Origin of the sequence: Aliiglaciecola sp. 2_MG-2023 (assembly GCF_030548145.1) — a bacterium.
In the GTDB taxonomy this organism is placed as follows: Bacteria; Pseudomonadota; Gammaproteobacteria; order Enterobacterales; family Alteromonadaceae; genus Aliiglaciecola; species Aliiglaciecola lipolytica_A.
The window spans coordinates 408,911-433,336 of record NZ_JAUORY010000002.1 but is presented as its reverse complement, the minus strand read 5'-3'; the positions used below and the strand labels follow the sequence as shown (position 1 = coordinate 433,336).

The 24,426-nt window shown below is 40.9% G+C and carries 22 protein-coding genes; 6 read left to right on the top strand and 16 right to left on the bottom strand.

The genetic code is table 11. The features are described from left to right. Nucleotides 1-12: 12 nt before the first annotated feature. The 12 genes from rpsN to ubiD all read right to left on the bottom strand — a co-directional run bounded on the left by rpsN (nt 13) and on the right by ubiD (nt 13,706). Nucleotides 13-318 carry a 30S ribosomal protein S14 gene (gene rpsN, locus Q4567_RS03740; RefSeq protein WP_216049650.1) on the bottom strand — a complete coding sequence of 102 codons (306 nt, stop codon included), beginning with the start codon at nt 316-318 and terminating at the stop codon, nt 13-15. 11 nt (nt 319-329) lie between these two features. Continuing rightward, a complete protein-coding gene (rplE, locus tag Q4567_RS03735; protein WP_216049649.1) occupies nt 330-869 on the bottom strand; it encodes a 50S ribosomal protein L5 in 540 nt (179 codons plus the stop codon). Between the two features lie 16 nt (nt 870-885). Continuing rightward, a complete protein-coding gene (rplX, locus tag Q4567_RS03730; RefSeq protein ID WP_216049648.1) occupies nt 886-1,200 on the bottom strand; it encodes a 50S ribosomal protein L24 in 315 nt (104 codons plus the stop codon). A gap of 12 nt (nt 1,201-1,212) precedes the next feature. Next, nucleotides 1,213-1,581 carry a 50S ribosomal protein L14 gene (rplN, locus tag Q4567_RS03725; RefSeq protein ID WP_008846203.1) on the bottom strand — a complete coding sequence of 123 codons (369 nt, stop codon included), beginning with the start codon at nt 1,579-1,581 and terminating at the stop codon, nt 1,213-1,215. Nucleotides 1,582-1,878: 297 nt separating this feature from the next. Next, nucleotides 1,879-3,249 (bottom strand): DUF4397 domain-containing protein, encoded by a 1,371-nt coding sequence (locus Q4567_RS03720; RefSeq protein ID WP_216049647.1) that lies wholly within the window; start codon nt 3,247-3,249, stop codon nt 1,879-1,881. A 282-nt stretch (nt 3,250-3,531) separates the two neighbouring features. Further along, entirely contained in the window at nt 3,532-5,172 is a 1,641-nt protein-coding gene (locus Q4567_RS03715; RefSeq protein ID WP_303499416.1) for an AMP-binding protein, read from the bottom strand. 311 nt (nt 5,173-5,483) lie between these two features. After that, on the bottom strand, nt 5,484-6,224 hold the full coding sequence (gene rlmB / locus Q4567_RS03710; RefSeq protein WP_216049645.1) for a 23S rRNA (guanosine(2251)-2'-O)-methyltransferase RlmB: 741 nt from the start codon (nt 6,222-6,224) through the stop codon (nt 5,484-5,486). Between the two features lie 2 nt (nt 6,225-6,226). After that, a complete protein-coding gene (rnr, locus tag Q4567_RS03705) occupies nt 6,227-8,626 on the bottom strand; it encodes a ribonuclease R (RefSeq protein WP_303499414.1) in 2,400 nt (799 codons plus the stop codon). A gap of 220 nt (nt 8,627-8,846) precedes the next feature. Next, nucleotides 8,847-9,365: a PEP-CTERM sorting domain-containing protein gene (locus tag Q4567_RS03700; RefSeq protein WP_303499413.1), complete on the bottom strand. Its 519-nt coding sequence runs from the start codon at nt 9,363-9,365 to the stop codon at nt 8,847-8,849. 230 nt (nt 9,366-9,595) lie between these two features. After that, entirely contained in the window at nt 9,596-11,347 is a 1,752-nt protein-coding gene (locus tag Q4567_RS03695; RefSeq protein WP_303499412.1) for an NAD(P)/FAD-dependent oxidoreductase, read from the bottom strand. A gap of 160 nt (nt 11,348-11,507) precedes the next feature. Continuing rightward, nucleotides 11,508-12,206, bottom strand: coding sequence for an NAD(P)H-flavin reductase (gene fre, locus Q4567_RS03690; RefSeq protein WP_216049643.1), 699 nt, complete (start codon nt 12,204-12,206; stop codon nt 11,508-11,510). A gap of 21 nt (nt 12,207-12,227) precedes the next feature. After that, nucleotides 12,228-13,706, bottom strand: coding sequence for a 4-hydroxy-3-polyprenylbenzoate decarboxylase (gene ubiD, locus Q4567_RS03685; protein WP_216049642.1), 1,479 nt, complete (start codon nt 13,704-13,706; stop codon nt 12,228-12,230). 184 nt (nt 13,707-13,890) lie between these two features. On the opposite strand from ubiD, the gene Q4567_RS03680 reads away from it, so the two are divergent. The 3 genes from Q4567_RS03680 (at nt 13,891) to Q4567_RS03670 (ending at nt 15,439) form a co-directional block, all read left to right on the top strand. Beyond that, nucleotides 13,891-14,364 (top strand): hypothetical protein, encoded by a 474-nt coding sequence (locus Q4567_RS03680; protein ID WP_303499410.1) that lies wholly within the window; start codon nt 13,891-13,893, stop codon nt 14,362-14,364. A 27-nt stretch (nt 14,365-14,391) separates the two neighbouring features. After that, nucleotides 14,392-14,628, top strand: a complete 237-nt coding sequence (locus Q4567_RS03675; RefSeq protein WP_216049640.1) for a TIGR02647 family protein — start codon at nt 14,392-14,394, stop codon at nt 14,626-14,628. Between the two features lie 181 nt (nt 14,629-14,809). After that, a complete protein-coding gene (locus Q4567_RS03670) occupies nt 14,810-15,439 on the top strand; it encodes a tetratricopeptide repeat protein (protein WP_216049639.1) in 630 nt (209 codons plus the stop codon). Here Q4567_RS03670 and Q4567_RS03665 read toward each other — a convergent pair. Then, nucleotides 15,436-16,098: a UPF0149 family protein gene (locus tag Q4567_RS03665; RefSeq protein WP_216049638.1), complete on the bottom strand. Its 663-nt coding sequence runs from the start codon at nt 16,096-16,098 to the stop codon at nt 15,436-15,438. The two genes, Q4567_RS03670 and Q4567_RS03665, sit on opposite strands and share 4 nt — an antisense overlap. A 151-nt stretch (nt 16,099-16,249) precedes the next feature. Here Q4567_RS03665 and Q4567_RS03660 point away from each other — a divergent pair, with 151 nt between their 5' ends. Further along, nucleotides 16,250-18,430: a TonB-dependent receptor gene (locus Q4567_RS03660; protein WP_303499407.1), complete on the top strand. Its 2,181-nt coding sequence runs from the start codon at nt 16,250-16,252 to the stop codon at nt 18,428-18,430. 269 nt (nt 18,431-18,699) lie between these two features. Then, nucleotides 18,700-19,896, top strand: coding sequence for an Nramp family divalent metal transporter (locus Q4567_RS03655; RefSeq protein WP_216049636.1), 1,197 nt, complete (start codon nt 18,700-18,702; stop codon nt 19,894-19,896). A gap of 25 nt (nt 19,897-19,921) precedes the next feature. Here the strand turns inward: Q4567_RS03655 and Q4567_RS03650 are convergent, their stop codons facing one another. Both Q4567_RS03650 and Q4567_RS03645 read right to left on the bottom strand, forming a co-directional pair. After that, nucleotides 19,922-21,049: a MalY/PatB family protein gene (locus tag Q4567_RS03650; RefSeq protein ID WP_216049635.1), complete on the bottom strand. Its 1,128-nt coding sequence runs from the start codon at nt 21,047-21,049 to the stop codon at nt 19,922-19,924. Nucleotides 21,050-21,101: 52 nt separating this feature from the next. After that, nucleotides 21,102-21,470 (bottom strand): response regulator, encoded by a 369-nt coding sequence (locus Q4567_RS03645; protein WP_216049634.1) that lies wholly within the window; start codon nt 21,468-21,470, stop codon nt 21,102-21,104. A 228-nt stretch (nt 21,471-21,698) separates the two neighbouring features. Here Q4567_RS03645 and Q4567_RS03640 point away from each other — a divergent pair, with 228 nt between their 5' ends. Then, nucleotides 21,699-21,926 carry a DUF2892 domain-containing protein gene (locus Q4567_RS03640; RefSeq protein ID WP_216049633.1) on the top strand — a complete coding sequence of 76 codons (228 nt, stop codon included), beginning with the start codon at nt 21,699-21,701 and terminating at the stop codon, nt 21,924-21,926. On the opposite strand, the gene Q4567_RS03635 is transcribed toward Q4567_RS03640, so the two are convergent. Next, the gene (locus tag Q4567_RS03635; protein WP_303499402.1) at nt 21,927-24,302 is read right to left on the bottom strand and encodes a DNA polymerase II; all 2,376 of its coding nucleotides are present in this window, start codon (nt 24,300-24,302) and stop codon (nt 21,927-21,929) included. Between the last annotated feature and the right edge of the window lie 124 nt (nt 24,303-24,426).

The following is a 24,426-nucleotide window of genomic DNA, read 5'->3' as shown; positions in this document are numbered from 1 at the left end:
ATTGGCTACTCCTTACCAGCTGGCTTTTTTAAGGCCAGGGACTTCACCGCGCATTGCTGCTTCACGCAACTTTATACGGCTAAGACCAAATTTGCGTAGGAACCCATGTGGACGTCCAGTTACACGGCAGCGGTTTTGCTTGCGTGATAGACTAGAGTCACGTGGAAGTTGTTGTAGCTTAAGAACAGCATCCCAACGTTCTTCATCAGTAACGTTAACATCGCTGATAATCGCTTTTAGCTCAGCACGTTTAGTACCGTACTTTGCTGCTAGCTTGGCGCGTTTTACTTCGCGCGCTTTCATTGATTCTTTTGCCATAACCCTACACCTTATTTTCTAAACGGGAAGTTAAAAGCGGTTAAAAGCGCTTTTGCTTCATCGTCTGAGTTTGCGCTAGTAGTGATAGTAATATCCATACCGCGAATCTTATCAACTTTATCAAAGTCGATCTCAGGGAAGATAATTTGCTCACGTACACCCATGCTATAGTTACCACGGCCGTCGAATGATTTTGCATTCAAGCCACGGAAGTCACGGATACGAGGAATTGCGATTGAAATCAAACGTTCCAAGAATTCCCACATACGCTCACCACGTAAGGTTACTTTACAGCCAATCGGATAACCTTCACGGATTTTAAAACCCGCTACAGACTTACGAGCAACAGTAACAATTGGTTTTTGTCCAGCAATCGCAGCCATATCAGCCTGCGCGTTTTCCAAAACTTTCTTGTCCGCTATCGCTTCACCTAAACCCATGTTTAAGGTGATTTTTTCGATCCGAGGGACTTGCATGACGCTTTTGTAGTTGAACTGCTTCGCAAGTTCGCCCACTACTGTTTCTTTATAGAAATCATGCAGTTTCGCCATCGTACTCTCCAATTAATTAAACTAGTTCGCCGTTAGATTTGAAGAAACGAACTTTCTTCTCATCTTCGAAACGGAAACCAACGCGATCTGCTTTACCCGTCGCTGGGTTAACAACCGCTACATTTGATACGTGAATTGCTGCTTCCTTTTCAATGATGCCGCCAGGGACATTCATTTGAGGATTAGGCTTCTGGTGTTTCTTCACCAAATTCACACCTTCTATTATTAGCTTGTCATCAGACGCTAGTACTTTAAGGACTTTGCCTTGTTTTCCTTTGTCTTTGCCTGCTAATACGACTACTTCATCATCACGACGAATTTTTCTAGCCATTATCGTGACTCCTTATAGTACCTCTGGGGCCAATGAAATGATCTTCATGAATGAATCTCCACGAAGCTCACGAGTGACCGGGCCAAAGATACGCGTACCAATAGGTTGCTTGTTTGCGTTAAGCAAAACAGCTGCGTTATTATCAAAACGGATAGTAGAACCATCAGCTCGACGAACGCCTTTCCTAGTACGCACCACCACTGCATTCAGAACGTCACCTTTTTTTACTTTGCCACGAGGAATTGCTTCCTTGACAGTAACTTTGATGATGTCACCGATATGTGCATAACGGCGATGCGAGCCACCAAGAACCTTAATACACTGAACCCTGCGAGCGCCGGAGTTGTCGGCAACATCCAGGTTAGTTTGCATTTGGATCATGTTAGTGCTCCGCTGTTTAAATTAAGACCCTCACGGGTCGTTTAAGCTACAAAAATTCTAACAAACTAAAAGTTTAATGCTTTTTCGCTTGCTGAAAATTCATACATACCCCTATAAAAAGGGCGCGAAACTATAACAGAAAATAAAGCTGTGTGATAGCGCAATTTCAAAATAATTGTAGAATAAGTGGTAATCAGTAAATATAGATTTACAAAGGAAGGTTTAACGGCTGTGGGAAAATAACTTGTTGGATAAAAAAATCGGCTCTAAGGAGCCGATTTTTACTGAATCAATTGATTAATATAGAAGTGAAATCTTATATCCTGTTGGAGAATCTAACGACTCTTCAATAGTAATTATATAATTTGCTTCTTCATTTAAACCTAGTAGTTCAGTTCTATCCAATAAGATTTGGGTATCTTCATTGTCATCGAATACCGCTACCAATTCATAGAAATCACTTGGCAATGTAACCGATTTAGATTCACCAAAGTCGATACTTGATATTAGGTACTCAGCAGATTCAATGGTTTCGTCTTTACGTACAAAATATAAGTCAACGTCGATGAAATCAGAAACTAAGTTAGCGGCTACCACTTCTTTATCGTAAACCTGAGGTTGATCACTCTCATCGAAAGATAGTGAAGTTAGCTTATCGTTAGCATCTTGATAGATGATGATAGCCTTACTTTCACCTTGGTTTAACGTTACTAAGCGATTGTTAAAGTTAATAGTACCGTCAGTTGTTAGCTCAGCAGATAAACGATAATCACCGAATTCGATATCATTAAAGTCAGTTTTTTCATTTGCATTTACTTGCAAAGGATCAGTTACTTCATTTCCTTCTAAGGTAAATTCAACGGCGCCATTGTCTAGACTGTTGTAAAGACGGTATTGAGCGCTCGCATTAACATCATCAAGGTTCGACACTGTTGAAGAGTTAAGCACTAAATCAATTTCGATATCATCTTGAATCGCACCACTGCTGCTGCGAATGACTAGAACATACTCAGTAGCAAATTGGAATGAAACTGTATTAGACTCAAAAATGACGTCAGTTGAACCAGGTTCAGTTAGGTAAATAGTATAGCTACCTTCGTCGAAGTTTTCGTCATCGTCATCAGGAGCCCAGTAAACCATCTCATCCAAGCTTTCGTAATTTATGGTAGATAACAAGTTAGCTTCACTAAACGGAGAACCTGAATCACTCATATACAAATCGTAGCTGCTTTGGTCAGAAACAACCGAAATAGCAAATAATCTAAAATGGTCATCAAGCTCTTCGCGCTCAAAGCGATATTCATTGAACGTTGGGTCGGTGAAATCACCGGTTAGCATTACCAACGTTTTCTGACCATTTGGTAAATCAATATCGCGAGTCTCAAGAATCACTTCTTGGTCATCTGAATCTGTCCGATAAAACTCAATTTCAGTAAATCCCGTATCGGTCTGGATCATACTAGTGACATCACCGTAAGACGCAGATGCTAGAACTTGCGTTTCTTCAGTGCCGCGCATAGTGGTTAAAGCACTATTTGTGGAACCATTGTAAAATTGAATATAACCAGAAGAACTGAATTCAGTATCATTGTCATCTGAGCTACTGCAGGCTGTTAACCCTGTGGCCAATAACACACCCATCAGGGCAAAACTAACTTTACTTCGCATTAAAACACTTTCCTTAAAAACAAGCGCAAAACCTAATTGCAGGGATTCTATAACGAAGTTACGATTCATACACTAAATAAAAGTTCAAATCTTTAGATAATCTTTTCAAAAAACTCGTAAACTCCAATAGAAAACAATGGGCAGTGACTTTAAGTATGCCAATAAAAAATGACAACTACCTAATTCAACCGCCCCTACTGAAAATGAAAACTGTTAATTACCGCCCACCATTTCGCTAGTAGTTTATATCCAAATCAGATTAAGTGAGATGGAAATATCCGCCTATGATAACCAAACCACCTTTTCTTTGTAAGGTGCATTAATCACATCTTTGTATTTTTTCTCTAAAACATGCCGTTTTATTTTCAAAGTTGGCGTTAATAAGTCGTTTTCAATCGTCCAATCATCTTCAACAACTACTAATCTATCTAAAACTTGATGACTTTCTAAGTTGGCGTTCACTTTATGTACGGTTTCTTCGAGAGACCTAATCACTTGTTCGGCGCTTTGTTTTCTCGCTATTTCGGAAATAATCAACAATGCGATAGGCTGCTTGAGGTCACTGCCCGTTACACAAACCTGTTCGACTATTTCATTTTCCATGATTAACGATTCAATCGGCACCGGCGTTACGTATTTACCCTTGGCGGTTTTAAAAATATCTTTTAAGCGTCCAGTGATACGAATATACCCTTCATTATCTAATTCGCCTTTATCACCGGTTCGCAAATAACCATCTTCAGTAAAGACTTCGGCAGTTTTTTCAGCCTCTAAATAGTACTCCTTCATATTACAGGGGCCTTTAACTTGAATTTCCCCATCCTCAGCAATACGAATATCGACACCTTCATAGGCTTTACCAATACAACCAATTTTGTCTTCACGGAAAGGCACGCTGCTAGTTCCATAAGCACAGTTTTCTGTCATGCCCCAGCCTTCACAGATTTCTATGCCGATGCGGTGAAACCAGTGGATTGTGGCGGGAGGAATTGGTGCAGACCCGCTGGCGCACAGACGGGCGTTATCTAACCCCAAGCCTTTACGAATTTTCTTAGCGACAATACCTCCAATAATAGGTATCCGTAATAAACGCTCAAGTTTCCTCTGGGGCATTTGCGCCAAAACCCCCATTTGAAAACGAGTCCAGAGTCTTGGAACAGATATAAACAATGTAGGTTGGCAGCGCTGAATATCTGTTTTAAACGTGTCCAACGATTCGATGAAAAATATGTGTAGCCCAGAATATAAACTCGCCATCTCGACTAATATTCTCTCAGTAATATGAGCAAGGGGTAGATAACTTAGAATTCTGTCTTGTTCATTGACACTTAATGCAGATAACGACGATTTCGCAGTCCAGCTAACAGATTCATAGGTTTGTACAACACCTTTAGGCGCACCAGTACTTCCTGATGTATAAATAATGGTCATAACATCTTTCATATCGGGTACGGGATATCCCTCGAACTCACCGCCTGCGGTGAAAGTTTCCCAATCGACGTCACACATGTTCCCAGCATATGGAAAAGCAATACTCTTAATACCATCAGGAATTGCAGCAATTTGCTCCGCCGCATGTTCCAACTTACCCACAAAAACGACTGGGCATTTAGCATGATCTAACACGTAGGATATTGTGTCAGGGCCGGCGGTTGGGAAAATCGGTATTGAAATGTGTCCGGCCATCATTATGGCTAAATCAGTGATGAACCATTCGGCGCAATTTTTTGAAATAAGTCCAATATGGCTGCCTTTTGGTAACCCTAAGTTGGTCAAACCTTGCGCCACTTGACGTACTTTTTGATCCACTTGCTGCCAACTATATTCAGTTACTTTGCCATTTTGAGGTTGAGTTAAATATATTTTATTGGGGTGTGATTTTACTTTTTCGTAAAATAATTCTAGAGGCGTTTTAGTGGTCATTTGGATACCTGATTCGTTCCGACTAGGTTAAATTTACTCATTGATTGAATGAATAAACCGTCTAAGTCTTTAAATTAACAAAAAGATAACACTATTAGAACACTGCTTGCGGCTGAATGAACCTTATTTTCGATGAATCAATAATCATTTTTGATGATAGAAAACTATTCAACATATTTTTACTGAAAAATGCAGCGAGTTATTAATGAATTTTAACTTAGTATTAGCGCAGGTAAACAGAGGTTGGGCTGATGGTTTATTCACTGACATTGAAAGCTTGAGGTAAGTGAATAAACCATATTGTAGAATGACTAAACTTGTCTTTGGCGGACTATTTCAAACAAGCAAACCCCAGTTGCAACTGAAACATTCAAACTAGTAACGGTGCCAGCCATTGGCAGTTTGATAAGCTCATCGCAATGTTCTCGAGTTAATCGTCTCATGCCCTTGCCTTCAGCCCCCATGACTAGAGCAATAGGGCCATTAAACGAGCACTCATAAAGGCTCTGTTTTGCTTCGCCTGCAGTGCCAACAATCCATACTCCAGCTTTTTGCAGTTCCCTTAAGGTTCTTGCTAAGTTGGTGACTTGCACTAATGGAATTACGTCAGCAGCTCCGCTGGCAACTTTGCGTACTGTAGGTGTTAATGCCGCTGACTTATCTTTGGGCACCACTAGGGCATGAACGCCAGCTGCCTCTGCAGTACGTAAACAAGCACCTAAATTGTGAGGATCGGTTACTCCGTCAAGGATAAGCAAAAACGGCTTATCATTGCTTTCAACTATCGCCATTAAGTCATTTTCACTGTATTGCTTACCAGGTTTAGCTCGAGCAACGACTCCTTGGTGTTGTTCACCATCCACTTTATCGTCTAAGGTTTTGCGTTGGCAAAATTGCACAGCAATCCCAAAACGTCGAGCTTGATTGATTATGTTGAACAATCGATCATCTTCACGACCTTTGAGCACAAACAACTCTATGAGTCTTTCGGGTTCGCGCTGAACAACTGCTTCTAAAGCGTGAATACCATATAACCACTCTTGCTGAGCCATGCCTATTTATTCCTTTTTGCTGAACGACGTTTAGACTTTGCAGCCTTAGTCGATGATTTATCTGTGGCTCTTCTGCTTGGTTTACCAGCCCCTTTTTTCGCCGCACCTTGTTTGGCCGACTCCTTGGGTTCGCCTTTTGATTGCGTTTTATCGGTCGCCTTTCTAGGCTTGCTTCCGGCAGCTTTGCGAGCTCCGCGGCCCTTAGGTTCATCTAAGATAAAGTCAATTTTTCGTTCATCCAGATTAACCGCTGCCACTTTAACTTTGAGGGGATCACCTAAACGGTAACGTTTACCCATAGCTTCACCAACCAGACATTGTTTCACTTCATCAAAATGATAGTAGTCATTTTCCAATGATGAGATGTGTACCAATCCATCGATATGAAACTCACTCAAGCGCACAAAAAAGCCGAAACCGGTAACAGACGCAATAACGCCTTCAAATACATCGCCTACGTGGTCCAACATGAATTCACATTTTAACCAATCAGCCACGTCTCTTGTCGCATCATCTGCTCGGCGCTCAGTCATTGAACACTGTTCGCCTAGCGCCTCTACCTCTTCTTCGCTGTATGACTTGCCACCGGTTTTACTTTTACGGCTGGCCTGCTTATCAAGAACCGCTTTAATTGCGCGGTGCACCACTAAGTCAGGATAGCGCCGAATTGGCGATGTAAAGTGAGCGTAAGCTTCTAAAGCCAATCCAAAGTGACCAATATTGTCATTGTCATATACCGCTTGCTTCATTGAACGCAACAGCATAGTTTGTATCAACTCTTGATCTGGACGACCTTGTATTTTGCCCACTAAATCGGTGAAATCTTGCGGTTTAGCTTCTTTACCTATGCGATGCTCAATGCCGACTTCTTTCAAATAAGACGTAAAAGAAGTCAATCTGTCTTCATTCGGTTCATCGTGGATTCGATACAATGCTGGCGCTTTATTTTTTTCTAAAAATTGAGCCGCCGACACATTTGCCAAAATCATACATTCTTCAATCAGCTTGTGGGCATCATTGCGCACCACTGGAACAATGTGATCTATTTTCCGTTGTGCATTGAACACAAATTTACTTTCTTGAGTTTCAAACTCAATCGCGCCCCGCTTATTACGTGCTCTTTTCAGCACACGGTACATATCATGCAAATTACGCAAATGGGGAACGTGCTCAACGTAACGTTTATGTAATTCTGGATCGCCGTCTAATATTGCACCCACTTTGGTGTATGTAAGACGAGCCTTAGAATTCATAACGGCTTCATAAAACTGGTAATCTTGCAGCTTTCCGTGCGCACTAATCGTCATTTCACAGACCATGCACAAACGATCAACTTCAGGATTAAGGGAACATAACCCGTTGCTCAATACTTCAGGCAACATAGGAACTACTTGTTCAGGAAAGTAAACTGAATTACCGCGCTGTTGTGCTTCATCATCCAATGCGGTGCCGGTTTTCACATAATAACTGACATCAGCAATAGCAACCCAAAGCTGCCAACCTCCTTCGTCAAGAGGCTCACAAAATACCGCATCATCAAAATCACGCGCGTCTTCACCATCAATAGTAACCAGTGGCAATTGACGCAAATCAATTCGATTTTGCTTTGCTTCTTCAGGAACTTGTTCTTGTAAACTAGCAACTTGTCTACTGACAGCCTTTGGCCATTCATGAGGTATATCAAAAGTGCGCAATGCCATTTCGATTTCCATGCCAGGGGCCATATGCTCGCCAAGCACTTCTAATATCTTGCCAATAGGATTTACGCGTTTGCGGGGACGCTGTATGACTTCCACCACAACAACATTTCCCTGGCGAGCACCATTAACATGCTCAGAAGGGATCATAATTTCATGACCAATACGGCTATCATCAGGGATAACCATGCTTACACCGTGCTCTACAAAGTAACGTCCAACAATTGGTTCGGTGCGTGGCTCGATAATTCTGGCGATTCTAGCTTCTCTGCGTCCACGGTTATCTGTTCCGCTTTCTTTTACTAACACCACATCATCATGAAGTAGCGCTTGCATTTGCGCTTGATGGATAAATAAATCTTTTTCGCCATCATCGCGTTTAAGGAAGCCAAAACCGTCTCGGTGGCCTATTACCCGGCCTTTAATGAGTTCCATTTTATCGGCCACGCCATATTTTTTCTGACGATTGAAGACTATTTGACCTTCGCGCTCCATGGCTCTTAAGCGCCGTTGAACACCTATGCGGCTATCTTCGTCTGAGGCTTTGACTAACTGGCAAATTTCTAAAAATGTAAGGGGAGTTTTTTGCTCTACCATCACCTGCAGCAAATATTCTCTACTTGCTACAGGGTTTTCATATTTGTCTTTTTCACGCAGGAAATGAGGATCGTTTTTTTCTAAATTTTGTTTATTTTTTATATTCATGCTCGGCATTATAGCCATTGATTGTTACGAAACTAAGCTTTTTTTAATAAATTGAAGATAAATTATACTAAGACTAGTTCAATATACTTGAGCGGGAGATGATTTAAAGCGTTTTTCAGAATTAGTGCAAATTTAAAATGCCACAATATATCAATAGTAAAACTTAATTTAGAAACTAAAACTGGAGCGAGTACTCCAGTTTTCCCTGAACAATTTAGGTTTACGTAAATCGCCTGCGCATTGCAAATAAACCAAGTCCTAAAATTCCTATAATTCCAGGTTCTGGAACATCGCTTATATTTAATGTCATCAATGAGCCTGAGCCAAAGGTAGAATCAATACCTGCATCGTCCCAAATTTCATACAAGCTAACCGTCCAAACGCCAGAGGCGTTAGCGGGACCGCCGGCGATAGCAAAATCACCTACAAAATTGTAAAGGCCTGCGGTAGTTCCCCAACCAAAATCAGTGTAGCCTTCAAATTCAATGTCAAAACCCGATTCATGAGCAAGTGAGATGCGAGTTTCAGATCCCCAAGAAGTGCCAAAATGTTCAACATTTAAATCGAAAGAAATGGAATCAAGAGAACCTGTTTGAGATTCATTATAAATAAATGTGTTTGGGGTACCATCTGAGTCTTTTCCGCTTAGATCAATAATACCAGCACTTGCAGTGTGAGCATATGATCCCGCGGTTAATAACAACATTGGAACAAACGCTCGTGTGAATATTTTTTTCATTTTATTTCCCTTTTTAAACAGTCAGTGCCGGAAGTCAATTTCATAAATACTATTGCGCATTTAATGAGCAGCAAAAATCGAGCCTAAAAAATAAATATTATATTTATCAGAGTGATACTTATTAACCTTATTAGATTAAAAATAATTACGTAAAAAAAGTTGACAGAAATAATTTACCCATATTAATAAATCACTATTACAACGAGTCGCAACTTAAACACTGTTAAAATTTATATATTTGATTTTAATATGTGGGCATTTTTAGATTTTGCGATTGCTTTATCAGCCTGGGCACTTGATCTAATATGTCGGGATTCTGCTGAGCCAATATTTATAATTGGCTTCTTTTTATTCACTTTACATTCAACCCAATTTTGTTCTGCCATTGCTTCTAAAGCTTGAATGCATGCACTAAATGTTAGATTTTGCTTAGCTGGGGGCACTTCATTTGCAATTTTGCTTTTTAAGTTAGCCAAAATTATATGAATGTCAGAAGTTTGTTTTAGCAACTGAGTCATAGTTTGGTAATAGCCAATATCAGGAAGAACTTGTTGTCCCCTTTTTAAGCAGGGTACCTGTGTAATTTCACCATTCTCCGAATGTCCCAAAAAAAACGGCTTAGCACCGCGAGTATTAAGCTTAAACTTATTAAAACCTGAAATTTTCATCTGACTAACACGTTCGCTTTTGTCGAACTTACTAATTAATTGACGTGCAGAAGATATATCAAAAGAGCCAAACGTTGCCAAACCCAATTGTTCGGTAGTGAAGCCACCTTGACTAAGCCATTGCCATGCTTTTTCAGGTGATAACTGCAATCCAGCTTCTTTGGCTATGGCAGAACAATTTTGTTGTAAATCTGTAAAACAGCCATTAGCAGCATACCAATATTGAGCAAACTTAATGTGTTGTTGGATATTGTTTCGAGTTTTCTCTTCGTATCTATCTTTTAACCATTGCTGGTCATGTGATTTTTTTTCAATGGCTAAAATCGTATACGCAACTTCTCTTGCGGAACTGTGTGCTAAACTCATACCCGCAGCTAATATTGGGTCAGCAAACCCCGCAGCTTCACCACATACAAACCAGTTATCACCAACTAGTTGCTCTAATAAGTGGGACCAATCCTTTGTAAGACTAACGTCCCCTTCAGGCGTCGCATTTTTTAGTAAACTCGCAATCTCTTTTTGTTCCTGAATTGCAGTTTGATAGAGTTGTTTAGCAGACTTGCCATTTTGTTTCACATATTCAGCTGGGCAAATTAGACCAACAGAGGTACGCGTTTCTCCAAGTGGAATAAACCAGATCCAGCCATAGGGCAAACTTCTAACTTGTACTCGTGTAGCGCCTTTACCAATCTCAACGGCCCAATCGGCGTTAGTCCAATAATTCCATACTGCAATATTTTTTAATTCTTGAGGCGACCAGTTTTCGATACTAAAAGTCTTTCTAAATAACCCTGTAACGCCAGTCGCATCAACATAGTACTTTGCTCTTACAATAGAATCATCAGCTAGTTGTAGCCCCGTTATTTTATCTCCATCCCGGAGTACTTGTTTAACGCCTTGATTTTCATGAACCTCTACACCTTTTTCTTCGCTATGGCGTAATAAAATGTTGTCGTAAATTGCCCTATCAACTTGAAATGCAGTATATTTTCGCTGTCCTTCATATTTTTCGGGCCGTTGATTGTCTTTCCAATCCTCAATTGGATAAAAATCGAAGTCCCATCTTTCGTTATTTCTCCCCCAAGTATAAGAGGCACCTATTTTTATAGGGAACTTGGCTGCCTCTATTTTATCCCAAACCCCCATTTCCTCTAGTATTGGGCCAATTGAAGGTAACTGACTTTCTCCAACATGGTCTCTGGGGAAAATTGCTCTTTCATATATGCTGACAGTGAGATCAGGATTATATTTCTTTAATAGCGACGCAACTGTACTCCCAGCAGGCCCGCCACCGATGATGATAACGTCGAGCATTGATATTCCTTGATTATTTTTTAAACTCGAGTCTATGGGGAAATAGATTGATAAACAAGTTACTGTTTTGAGCTGATGAATATAAAAAACCGCTTAAATCAATTAAGCGGCTTTTATAGACTGATGATTAGCTTACAATTTTTACCTTGACGTTTTGTCATTAAATAAACTGATAAGCATCTCCAAACAGGTTTTCCAACAATAAGCCTTGTTTTTGGAAATCGTCTCGAGCCACACCGGCCATTTCAAATCGACCTGCAACATACACTTGATAGGGTTCTAAACTGACAAAATCAGCCAATATGGCTTGGTGAACCCAACCGGATTTACCTTGCCAATCTTCATCAGGTGCATCTACTACCGGAATAAATCGAAAATTCGAATGCTCTTTCTCCAGTTCAATCAGCGCTTCGTATTCATACATATCAGCTAACGTCTGAGTTCCCCAGTATAAAAATACAGGTTGCGTATCGGCGATTTTTAATCGTTGTTGGAGAATAGAATATGTATATGAAAACCCCGTTCCGCCAGCTAATAAAATAGTGGGTTTAATATTCTCGTCTCGTAAATATGCTTCACCATGTCCACCAGCGATATCGATTTCACCCTTGGTCTTCATTTTTTCTAACACTTGACCGGCATAATCATTGCCAACACCTGCCCCTATGTGTAACTCGATTTGGTTACTACCATCCGGCGAGTTGGCTATAGAGAAAGGTCGGGAATCGTTTTCACCCATAATAACTTTCACGTATTGTCCGGCTTTAAACGACACTGGACTTGATGCAGCCAACTTTACTCGACTAACAATGTCGGTTAACGGCTCAATTGATTCTACTTTACAACTTATTGGTGACATAAAAACGCTAGCTTCTCTTTATTAATCAGATTTAGGTAACAGCTCTAAGCTGTCCCAGATTTCGTCTACATAGGACTTAACTGAGGCATCCATCTCAATCGGCTCGCCCCATTCTCTATCGGTTTCACCCGGCATTTTATTGGTAGCATCCATTCCCATTTTCGAACCTAATCCTGAAACGGGGGACGCAAAATCAAGATAATCGATTGGCGTATTCTCGATTAACGTTGTATCTCTGGATGGATCCATTCGCGTTGTGATTGCCCAGATAACATCTTTCCAATCTCTGGCGTTCACATCGTCATCGCAAACTATCACAAACTTGGTGTACATGAACTGACGTAAGAATGACCAAACTCCCATCATTACCCGTTTGGCATGACCAGGATATTGTTTTTTCATGGTCACTATTGCTAACCGATAACTACAGCCTTCTGGAGGAAGATAAAAATCAACAATTTCAGGAAATTGCTTTTGTAGAATGGGTACAAACACTTCGTTTAGCGCAACGCCCAATATTGCTGGCTCATCAGGTGGTCTGCCAGTATAAGTTGAATGGTATATGGGATCTTTTCGATGAGTTATATGGGTTATTGTAAAGACCGGAAACTCATCCACTTCATTATAATACCCAGTATGGTCACCATAAGGTCCTTCTGGTGCAGTTTCACCGGGCGCAATGTATCCTTCTAATACAATTTCAGCATTGGCCGGTACCTGAAGGTCATTACTGATAGATTTAACTACTTCGGTTTTATCTCCCCGCAATAAGCCTGCGAATGCGTATTCTGACAGACTGTCTGGAACCGGTGTTACGGCGCCAAGTATGGTTGCTGGATCAGCCCCAAGAGCCACTGATACCGGGTAGTTTTCACCGGGATTTTGCTGACAAAACTCTCTAAAGTCCAGGGCGCCACCACGGTGGGATAACCAGCGCATTATCACTTTATTTTTGGCTATCACTTGTTGTCGGTAAATGCCTAAATTCTGTCGTTTTTTGTTTGGACCTCGGGTAACAGTTAACCCCCAAGTAATCAAAGGAGCCACATCACCTGGCCAACACCTTTGAATGGGAAGTGTCGACAAATCTACATCTTCGCCGGTAATCACCACTTGCTGACAAACGGCTTTACGCACTTCTTTGGCTGGCATATTCAACACTTGCTTGAACACCGGCAGTTTCTCCCACAGATCTTTTAAACCTTTGGGCGGTTCGGGTTCTTTTAAGTAGGCTAATAGTTCTCCAACTTCCCGTAGGGCGCCAACACTTTCTTGGCCCATACCTAAGGCTACACGTTCAGGAGTACCAAAAAGGTTCGCTAAAACAGGAATCGAATAGCCTTTTGGATTCTCAAATAATATAGCGGGTCCACCAGCACGTAACGTACGATCGGCGATTTCGGTCATTTCTAAGTCAGGATCTACCTCAAGGGAAACTCGCTTAAGTTCACCTCTGCTTTCTAACTGCGCTATAAAATCTCGTAAGTCTTTGTATTTCATGTTGAACCGCTATCTATTCAGAACTAATAAGTATAAACCCGTGGGAAGCTTTATACGAGAGATGTGAGAATTTAGTTGTAAAAATAAATTGTTAAATTTTTGTAATTTCATCAATTCAGGGATAATCTAAACACAGGTGATCTTCCATTGTACAAAAGCTATGCAATCGAACATTAGATGCAGTGTGTTATTAATTATCTCGATAATGAGTTTTCACGCGTCAGCAGCATGTGATAGCCCTGCCCATAGGCAATTTGATTTCTGGCTAGGAACTTGGGACGTATATTCTCCACAACACAAAATTGTTGGAATAAATAAAATCACCTCACAACTAAACGGATGTATTTTAACAGAAGAATACCAAACGCCTTCAGGCTACCAAGGTCAAAGCATCAATATATTTGATGTTAGCAACCAACAATGGCATCAAACTTGGGTAGATAATAGCGGTTTACTTCTGTCTTTGAATGGCAAATTTGACGGGCAATCTATGGTACTTGAAGGTCCGGGAAAAACACCTAAAGGAGAAAATATTGTGCACAGAATTACTTGGACGCCATCAGCCGGCAAAAGCGTACGTCAACATTGGGAGTCCAGCCAGAATAATGGCAAAACTTGGACAACCCTGTTTGACGGAAAATATGTAAAACGAAAATAACATTCAACATTATAAGAAGAGTAAATTATGCCTTTTAACAACGAGCTCACCGAAGAACTTAATCTAATCTTAAAATTCCCCAACAAAAGTTTAATGCAAGGACTAAAAATCCATCACGATGCTGAACAGTCAATGGTAGATGCAGCAAAAAGGTTATTTGACAAAGGCGTGGTTAGTCAACCAGATGGCGGCTATCTAACTGATTTAGGACATGATTTAGCAGAACACGCGCAAATTATTCAGTCCGCCCTAACTTCCCGATAGAATTTGGATAAATACGGCAGGCAACGGTTGTATCGACTGTTGTCGCTGTCATCTAGTTGTATTCTAAGGGCAGCTCTTTGGGTGTCCCGTGCCTAAATGTGCTTTTGTATTTAGTATTTTGCGTAAATGTCGATACAATCATTATAGTTGGTTAATTTTTTGACTCTGCGGAAAATTTGATATGCGCCTGTTTAAGTTTACTTCATTTATTACATCATTGGCTTTGTTGTCGTTTAATTTGCACGGTGCAGAACCGATAAAAGCGGTTGAGTTATACACTCAAGATGAATTGATTGGATTGATAAATCGCAATGAACACCTCGACCGTGTGGTGCTCGACAGATGCCAACTTGTGCAAGACATTGAAGCACGCGCGGAAACCCTAAAGATTCCTTCTTTTCAATTTTTGTGGGGCGATATGTTAGCCTGGGGTGTGTGTGTTGATGCAGAACCAACTAGAGGCATTAGTTATATGCAAGAAGCTGCCGATCAGGGACTACCTGCCGCTTTGGAGCAGTTAGGTCGATACTATTCTGCAGGTAAACTAGTTCAACAAGACAAGCAGCGTGCAGTTATCTATTTACGAGAGGCCGCCGCCCTAGGAAACCTCAAAGCTCAAATTCAACTTGCCGATTTATTCATCGATGGATTTGGCAGCCCTTATGATTATGAAGACGCTTATCATTGGTTGTATAACGCCATCACAAATGACAAAAAAACTCATGCAAGAATTGCCAATTGTATGCATGATTTAGAAAAGTTAATGCATCCAAAGGCCGTCAGAAAAGCCAAACGTCCGTTAGATAGTTAATCTGAGGAAGGCTTCGTAGGCTGCTCAAAGGTCTCAAATTGGTCGGGTAAAAACTCCGCAAGCCGGCCTGATAAATCCACATAAGTTTTCAAAGCGGCTGGCAAAGATGCGTAAATCTTGGGAAGGTTTTCAAGTAACTTCAGGTTATTCACTCTTTTAGCTTGTTCAAGTGCAATAGGAATATTGGCAAACGAACTAAACATCAATAAACAATGTTTTAAGTCACGCTGGAATACACTCAGCTTTTCTGGTTGTTTTACTTGCACTTGTTGCCAACATCCCTGCCAAACCGATTCCAACTGACTATGCCCAGTCAATAAACCTTGCAGCCATTGGCTAACAGGAATATCTGCGGTTAAGTTATCAGGCAGAGGCTGGCCTTTGCCTGGATAGTCAATATTATTTGTGCGCATCTGCGCTAATTCATGTTGCAATAAAGCCATCAAAACTTCAGCGATATGATCCACTTCCGACTCTGAAACGCCACCGCGCTTCTGCTGAAATGCCCAGCTAAGCCAAACATCAGGCATAGGTATCTCGGGTGCAGAGCTAACAGCAAAGACAATTCCCGTCACATAATGTGGTGAATGTAATAGTGTTGGATACTGCCTGCATATTTTTTCAAGCTGTTGTAAAGCGTCAGGTTTTACGAATGGCAAAACTCATTCCTATTGGCATTTCAGATTTTAGATTCATTTAACATTGAAATTTACTGAAAAAAACATTGACAAAAAAACCACTTAGAACGTTATAATATATCAATTGATACAGTATAACATTGCATTAACATTCTAAATAAAGGAGCTCGTCGTGCTATCGCAACAATACTCTTTACTCGCCAGTACCATTATACTAGCACTAAGTGTTTCTAACCAAGTTAACGCGCAAACCAAACCAATTCAAAAAGATGAACAACAAATAGAAAAATTGGTCATTACGTCAAATCCCCTTAATCCTACTGTGCTCGAGTCTGCTACGCCAGTTTCAATTATCGCAGGTGAGGATTTAGAATCGAGAATTGCCCCAACTCTAGGTGAAACATTAAAAAACGTTCCCGGTGTTCATAGCACCTATTTTGGACCGGTTTCAAGTAGCCCCATTATTAGAGGCCTTGATGGCCCAAGAGTTAAAGTTCTACAAAACGGTCTAGATGCGTCAGATGCATCTAGAGTAGGACCAGATCACGTAGTATCCACAGAGTCAGCTAACGCCACTCAAATAGAAGTGTTACGAGGACCTGCAACGCTGTTGTACGGAAGCGGCGCAATTGGTGGTGTGGTAAATATCGTAGACAATCGTTTACCTGTGCAAAGACGAGATGAGATTGAAGGTAAAGTTAGTTACTTACATGACTCTGTTTCGAGTGAAGATTTACTTAATCTGAATGTGGATGGCGGCAATGACACAGTAATGTGGCATTTTGATGCATTTGATAGAGAAACTGAAAACTATTCCATTCCAGGTTCCGCAGATATTGATGGCACCGAAGACAGTGGTAAGTTAGATAATTCGTTTATCGATTCAAACGGTTTTACCGCAGGTTTAGGTTGGGCTTCAGATAATCTCAATGTAGCATTCTCGTTCGGCCAATTAGAAAGTGATTATGGTATACCTGGTCATTCTCATGAAGAAGAGCATGAGGAAGAAGAAGAAGAGCATGAAGAAGAGGAAGTCTTTGCTAGATTAGACCAAGATCGTTACCAAATGTTAGTCGATCTGCATGATCTAGATGGCTTTTTCAGTGAATTTAAATTCCGCAGTGCTTACACCGATTACAGTCATAGTGAAATTGAAGATGGCGCTATAGGTACAACGTTTAATAATGAATCCATCGAGTCCCGTTTGTGGGGAAAACATCGCAGTATCAATGGTTGGGAAGGGGTAATCGGCCTCAATTACACCAACAGTGATTTTTCAGCATTGGGTGATGAAGCTTTTACCCCTGCTTCAGAAAGTGACTCACTTGCGCTCTTTGTGCTTGAAGAGAAACATGTCGATAAATTTTTATGGCAATTGGGTTTCCGTTATGAAAAAAGTGATATTTCTGTAGATAACAGCTTTTTCGAATCAACGGAAGATGAGCACACTGATGAGATTTTCTTTGATGATGCAAGTTATTCTGCATTAAGTTTATCGGCAGGTGTGGTGTGGAGCGTTCAAGACAACGCTACATTGTCATTTAATTATGCTCGTTCTGAAAGAGCACCTTCTGCCGCTGAGATGTATTCAAACGGTCTGCATATCGCAACTAGCACATACGAACTTGGTGCTGGATTTGATATTGAACCCAGTGACGAAGCTGGTGAATACCATATAGTCCAGAACCAACAAGACGCAGAAAAGGAAATATCAAACAACCTAGATCTGACTTATCACACTTCCGGCGACAGCGTAGAGGCGACCTTTAGTATTTTTTACAATCAAATCGACAACTACCTGTTCCAACAAAATACCGGATTAGTATCTGAAGATGGTCATATTCATAGTGAAGAAGAAGGTGACGAAGAGCTTGATGCTGACCATGATCATGAAGATGAAGGTCTGGCAATATATTTATTCCGTCAGCAAGATGCTGAAATTTATGGCTTCGAAGCGGAAATAGACTGGCACATAACTGAGCAAATTCGCTTGGAAACTTTTGCCGATATAACAAAAGCAGAACTCACCAGTGGTGAAAACTTGCCTCGTATTCCACCAGCAAGAATTGGTTTTGGATTGCACTTTGAAAGTGATTATTGGCACGCTGAAGTAGGTGCAACCTACAACGCTAAGCAAACCGATATCGCTGATTATGAAACTGAAACTGCAGGTTATACCTTAGTAAATGCGGCGTATAATTATTACACCGAGGTAGCCGACAATGAATTGGTGTTATTTGTTAGAGGCAATAACCTACTCGATAAAGAAGCTCGGGTTCATGCGTCCTTTATCAAAGATGTCGCCCCTTTACCGGGTCGCTCAGTGGTAGTCGGAGCAAGATTAAACTTCTAAGATAATTCATATTCTAATATAAATGACGTTGCACCAATCACTTGCTGTAACGTCATTTTTCCCACTCAAGTAATCGAACTCCCATGCCACCTGTCTTAAAACAATTCATTTAAAAATCAGCACCATCTGCGACACTTTGCATGCCAATGTAGAGCCAAGCAAGTGACAACAATCTTACTCTGCGTTAAGCTGACTTATCACTCATTTCGTCCATCTCAATTACCCAAAAAGTCAGTGTGAACAGGGTTTAAGATAAAATTGGTATCATTATGAAAAAATTCGGCCCTGCGCTGTTGGTAACCGCTGCATTTATTGGTCCTGGAACTGTGACCACTGCCACGCTAGCAGGAGGAAACTTTGGTTTTGCCTTGGTTTGGGCGTTACTGTTCTCAGTTATCGCCACTTTTGTATTACAGGAAATGGCGTCGCGCTTAGGGTTGGTTACAGGTAGTGGCTTAGCTGAAGCTATTAGTCAACAATTCAGTGGTATCAAAAAAATGCTAGCCTGCCTGTTAGTCGTAAGTGCGATAGGTATAGGCAATGCGGCCTATCAAGGTGGCAACTTAACAGGTGCTGCTATAGGTCTATCTGGTTTATCTGGCGGAGAATTAACTCACTGGGTATGGTTACTGGCTGCAATTTCAAGTGGCCTACTGCTAACCGGCCAATACAAGTGGGTAGAAAAGTCGCTGATCACTTTAGTCTTAACCATGTCTACCGTATTTATTGCCACTATGTTTATTGCTGGACCAAGTTTACAAGACATTGTTCGGGGTGCTTTGGCATTTGATTTTCCTGATGGTAGCAGTTTAATGATAATGGCTTTGATAGGGACAACAGTTGTTCCTTATAACCTATTTTTACACGCCAGTATTGTGTCCAAAAACGCCCCTGATAAAGATAATCTAGACTCTGCATTAACAAATAATCGGATTGATAGCACCTTATCCATTGGTTTAGGTGGGTTAATTACACTGTCAATTTTATCCTGTGCAGCAAGTACCTTTTTTGCCACACAAACTCAAGTAGACGCCGCTAACATAGGTCAACAACTGGCCCCCTTATTGGGTAGCTATGCCAATGTTTTCTTCGCAATTGGCTTATTTGCAGCTGGACTCACTAGTGCGATTACCGCCCCTTTAGCCGCAGCTTACGCTGTTAGCGGCGCGCTGGGTTGGAAAACCGAACTTGCCGATAAGCGATTTAAGTGTATTTGGATTACAGTGATGATTGTTGGTGTGCTCTTTGCCAGCATTGGCATAAAACCCTTAGCGGCGATTTTATTTGCGCAAGCGGCTAACGGTTTGCTGTTACCGGTTATTGCCATCTTCTTAATCTGGACTTTAAACAGTGAAAAACTAATGGGTCAGCATAAAAACGGAATCTTAGCCAACCTGTTTGGAGGTTTAATAGTCGCATTCGTTTCAGCTTTGGGGCTGTATAAAATAGTCAGTGTTTTTATCTGATATTTTTACGCCCCAGCTGGAGAAATTAAGATTTTAGTCGATTAAATACTTCTTCAAGCATGCTTTTTGGACAACCGAAGTTAATTCTAACAAATTGTTTATTGCCAAAATCAACGCCTGGTGAGGGTCCTACTCCCTTACTTTCAAAATAAGATTGTGGGTTGTCTAAGCCTAACCCACTGGCATCTATCCAAGCCAAAAAGGTCGCTTCCACTTTTAACAATCTAAGCCCTTCAATTTGCTCTACCTGTTGCTCGACATAGGCTAAATTTGCGCGCAAATAATCGAGTAATTCAGAATGCCATTGGTCGCATAAAGTAAATGCAGCTTCGGTTGCTACCAGTCCCATAACATTTGCCCAAGGGATAAACCCTTGCATACCCGCTACAAATTCAGCGCGTAATTTACTATCAGGAATAATCGCAAACGATGTGCCTAAACCTGCAACATTAAAGGTTTTACTCGCGGCCATCAGCGTAATTGAGTTGTGCTCTAATCCAGCGAAGTTCCCAGCAGGAAAATGCTTTTTCGATTCATCTAGGACTAAATCACAATGAATTTCATCTGAACACAACTTGACGTCATATTTATTGCAAATTTGCGCAATTTTAGTGAGTTCAGCTTCACTCAATACCGAGCCAACAGGATTCATAGGGTTACATATGATAAACAACTTGCACTTAGGATCACTCGCCTGTTCTTCTAATTGCGCAAAATCCAGAGTCCATCGACCGTCAATCTCAACGCTATCGATTTCAATTCTGTTTAGTCCACTAATTCCCGGAGCAGCTCTTAAAGGTGGGTAATTAGGTGTTTGAATCATCACCGAATCCCCCGCCTCACAATAAGCTTTGCACGCTACGTTGAAAGCAGGCACAACACCTGGTGTCCAGACAATCCACTGAGGATCAATTTGCCAATCGTGTTGCTCTTTTAACCAACGCACAACAGCGTCATTTGCCGGCGTATACTGTGCTGGCAAAGTATACCCAAACAAGCCGTGCTCCACACGTTGTGCAAGAGCTGTTTGTATCGCCTTAGGGCTCGCAAATTCAGTATCTGCAACCCACATAGGTAAGATATCTGTCCCTTTGTATTTTTCCCATTTGAATGCGTGAGTAGCGGACCTGTCGATGACATCATCAAACTGCATGATTGTTCCTTTAACAATGTTAATTAGTAAAGCGGATAGTGTAAGAATCTATTTATTTTAGCAATTTCGCTACTCTATCGGTTAAGTCATGATTTTTAAATGGTTTAGCAATAAATTCTGAGGCGCCGGCTTTTTTAGCAGACATAACAAGATCTCTGGTTGCTGTTCCTGTCACCATTAAAAATGGCAAGTCCTGACGTTTCGAACGAACCGTTTTCAACAACGCAATACCATCGTGTTCCGGCATTTGCCAATCACAGATAACTAAATCAATTTTATTCATGTCATTTTTATCTATATAACGCACAGCATCAACGGCACTGTTTATGGTAATAACCTCACCTTCAACAAACTCTTCTAAAATCAGCTGTATTAATTCCAAGGTAATTTGATCATCGTCAATTACAAGTATTCTGTGCATCAATCCAACCTATTTTCATAAAACATATGGGCGCTAATATACTCTGTATGCGCCAATTTTTATATTGTAAAAAAGTCTAACACCGAAGCTTTCGTTATCTGTGCGGCGCTAATGATTCGTCAGCTTCACAAAGCAAATAACTCACAAAGGTGTTGTTAAGTTGATTCAGATCAACATCAATTTATGCCATAAGCCTAAGATAAGTACATCGGATTAGGAGATAGAAAAATGAAACAAAATGTTGGCATATTAGATACAGCAATTCGTTCAATTTTAGCACTTGCATTTTTGGCAATGGCGGTTGAAGGTTTATACGGTACCACAATAAGCATTGTATTAGGTGTAATTGGCGCAGCATTATTTTATACCAGCAGTTTTGGATTTTGCTTACTGTATAAATTACTTGGAATTGATACATACCCTGACTTCAAAGATGACTCTTATCATCCAGAATGATCAAAACAGGCCCAGTTGATCGCTAGTGATGTCTTCAAAGGAGACATTTATGAAAGGTAAAATACCTTCTGCGATGGGCCTAATTTGTTTATCAATGTAATGTTCATAGTCTAAGGCTGAATGAATGTAATCTACAGGCTGAGGACCATCTAAGGTAATCACATAACTTATCCAGCCTTTGTTTTGATAACGAAGTGGTTTGTTGAGCTGTTTGTTTTGCTCATCGGCAATACGGGCAGCTTTTACGTGAGGTGGCACATTTTTCGTGTATTGGACCAAAGGTTGGCGTAGTCGTTTTCGATATACTAGTTGTTCGTCACACTCCCCTGACCTTATTTTTCTTATCACATTAAGCAAGTAAGCACTTACATCCTGATTAGCAAACACCATTCTATACAAGGTTGGTTGAAATTCTTTAGCAAGTTTGGTCCAATCAGAACGAACCGTTTCCAAACCTTTAAATATGAGTTCAGGTTGTTTACCTGAAGCATACTTCAAACCTGCATAGCGCTTTTTGCTGCCCGTTTCAGCACCCCGAATGGTCGGCATCAAAAAGGTTGAAAATAAGGTTTCAAACTCTATTTCTAGGTGACATGGCAAATCGAGTTGCTGTTGAATTTTTTGTTGCCACATTTGGTTAATCTCTCGCTCAAGAGTCTTTCCTATAACCAACGCTTGTTCTACTCCCTTAGTATTTTCTAGCCAAACGAAAGTAGAGTCAGTATCTCCATAAATGACTTTGTAACCTTTTTCTTCAATCCATGCAGCGGTGGTTTGCATAATTTCATGGCCGCGCATAGTGATTGAACTTGCTAAGCGTGTGTCATAAAAGGGACAGCCACCAGATCCCAGAACACCATAAAACGAATTCATTATGATTTTAATTGCTTGCGAGCGAGCCGTATCCTGTTGACGCTTTGCCTCATCTCTTTGTCGCCACAAGCTGGTAATAATATCGGGAAGAAAGTGTTTATCCCTCGAAAATAAACCGCCACGAAAGCCCGGAATAGCGCTTTCCGGCTCAAGTAACCCCTCCACTAAACCTAGTGGGTCGATTTTGAAAGTACGGATGATAGAAGGGTAAAGACTCTTGAAATCGAGTACCAGTACGTTTTTGTATAAGCCAGGAAATGAGTCCATTACATATCCGCCAGGACTTGCTAACCCGCCATTTGCGGGTCGATTGGGCGATACATACCCAGAACGATGGAGTTTAGGCAGATAGAGATTAATAAAGGCAGCTACAGAACCACCAATTTTATCCAGTTCCAGCCCAGTTAATTGGCTTCGTAACAGTAAATAACTAATTAAGTTGGTATGCTCAAAGATTCTTTCCACTAACACACAATCTTGCAGATTATATTTAGCTAATTTTAGTTTGTTATGATTAAAATCATGGGTAATAGCGGCAACACGATTATCCACATCAGTGGTGTCTTTTCCCTCTCCAAGTAATGCTTGAGCGACATTTTCCAAACTAAAACTATCAAAATGGTAAGTCGCTGTTTTCAAACTATCGATACCATCAATGACCACTCGTCCAGCAATATTCATAAACGCCTGGTTACTATCATTTCGCGACTCACGCCAGTAAACGTCACTTCCATCTCGCCCAAGACGCAATCGCACGTTCAATTTGTTGGCTCTTTGGGTCAACACTTTGAAATCGAAGTTAATGATATTCCAGCCAATAATAAGGTCTGGATCAAAGTGGGTAATAGATAGATTCAATTGTTCAATGAGACGTTTTTCATCCTCAACCCATATCAGCCAATCCTGATTATCTTCCGGCTGCCCGATCATTATGACTTGTTTAAAATCGCCGCTAGATAGTCCAATTGAATATAGTTCGCCGTCCATACTGCACTCAATATCAAGAGACACTAAGGTTAGTTTCGGAATGTAATCAGCGGGTTTGAGGCGAGCATTTTTCAACGAAATATAGCCAGACGTTGCCTTGCTCTGCTCATTTTGAACCTCGCCGGTAAAATAAGCACCAGCACAGATAAAACGCTCCATCATGTATCTATCGGGCAACCTGATGTCATTTTCGAATGCAGTGATTTTTGCGGCGGCAAGAATATCTCTGGCGCGATAAAAAGGCCCAGTAGTTGCAAAATACAGGGCGTTCACAGAAGTTTGTTCGAATGTTTTTAACTTTACTGATTTGAATTCAAGCGCAATCCCCGATTGATTTAACAAAGCCCTAGCGCGCGATACATCGTGATTTGCAATGAACATCACTGGTTTTTGTTGATCAGTAATGATTTTTACCGGTCCTTGTTCGGTGCTCAACCAAAATTCGATACAGGCACAACCATTTCGTTCAACCACTTTACGAGTGAGTATGAACCCTTTCTGCGGGATATGTTGCAATAGCGGAGGCGCTCCGTTGGAATCAAAGGAAAAACCAAATTGTACAGCTTTGAAGAATACCAATCCAGATTAAAAGTCTGCTGGGCAAAAGTGTTTTGGTGAATTGATTCACTACTCTAGATTA

Excerpts from the sequence above, each read along its gene's own strand:
- rnr (WP_303499414.1), bottom strand. The coding sequence starts at position 8,626 with ATGAATATAAAAAATAAACAAAATTTAGAAAAAAACGATCCTCATTTC.
- Q4567_RS03720 (WP_216049647.1), bottom strand. The coding sequence starts at position 3,249 with ATGCGAAGTAAAGTTAGTTTTGCCCTGATGGGTGTGTTATTGGCCACA.
- rplN (WP_008846203.1), bottom strand. The coding sequence starts at position 1,581 with ATGATCCAAATGCAAACTAACCTGGATGTTGCCGACAACTCCGGCGCT.
- rpsN (WP_216049650.1), bottom strand. The coding sequence starts at position 318 with ATGGCAAAAGAATCAATGAAAGCGCGCGAAGTAAAACGCGCCAAGCTA.
- Q4567_RS03640 (WP_216049633.1), top strand. The coding sequence starts at position 21,699 with ATGAAACAAAATGTTGGCATATTAGATACAGCAATTCGTTCAATTTTA.
- rlmB (WP_216049645.1), bottom strand. The coding sequence starts at position 6,224 with ATGGCTCAGCAAGAGTGGTTATATGGTATTCACGCTTTAGAAGCAGTT.
- Q4567_RS03655 (WP_216049636.1), top strand. The coding sequence starts at position 18,700 with ATGAAAAAATTCGGCCCTGCGCTGTTGGTAACCGCTGCATTTATTGGT.
- ubiD (WP_216049642.1), bottom strand. The coding sequence starts at position 13,706 with ATGAAATACAAAGACTTACGAGATTTTATAGCGCAGTTAGAAAGCAGA.
- Q4567_RS03675 (WP_216049640.1), top strand. The coding sequence starts at position 14,392 with ATGCCTTTTAACAACGAGCTCACCGAAGAACTTAATCTAATCTTAAAA.
- rplE (WP_216049649.1), bottom strand. The coding sequence starts at position 869 with ATGGCGAAACTGCATGATTTCTATAAAGAAACAGTAGTGGGCGAACTT.
- rplX (WP_216049648.1), bottom strand. The coding sequence starts at position 1,200 with ATGGCTAGAAAAATTCGTCGTGATGATGAAGTAGTCGTATTAGCAGGC.
- Q4567_RS03650 (WP_216049635.1), bottom strand. The coding sequence starts at position 21,049 with ATGCAGTTTGATGATGTCATCGACAGGTCCGCTACTCACGCATTCAAA.
- Q4567_RS03670 (WP_216049639.1), top strand. The coding sequence starts at position 14,810 with ATGCGCCTGTTTAAGTTTACTTCATTTATTACATCATTGGCTTTGTTG.
- Q4567_RS03695 (WP_303499412.1), bottom strand. The coding sequence starts at position 11,347 with ATGCTCGACGTTATCATCATCGGTGGCGGGCCTGCTGGGAGTACAGTT.
- Q4567_RS03715 (WP_303499416.1), bottom strand. The coding sequence starts at position 5,172 with ATGACCACTAAAACGCCTCTAGAATTATTTTACGAAAAAGTAAAATCA.
- Q4567_RS03700 (WP_303499413.1), bottom strand. The coding sequence starts at position 9,365 with ATGAAAAAAATATTCACACGAGCGTTTGTTCCAATGTTGTTATTAACC.
- fre (WP_216049643.1), bottom strand. The coding sequence starts at position 12,206 with ATGTCACCAATAAGTTGTAAAGTAGAATCAATTGAGCCGTTAACCGAC.
- Q4567_RS03645 (WP_216049634.1), bottom strand. The coding sequence starts at position 21,470 with ATGCACAGAATACTTGTAATTGACGATGATCAAATTACCTTGGAATTA.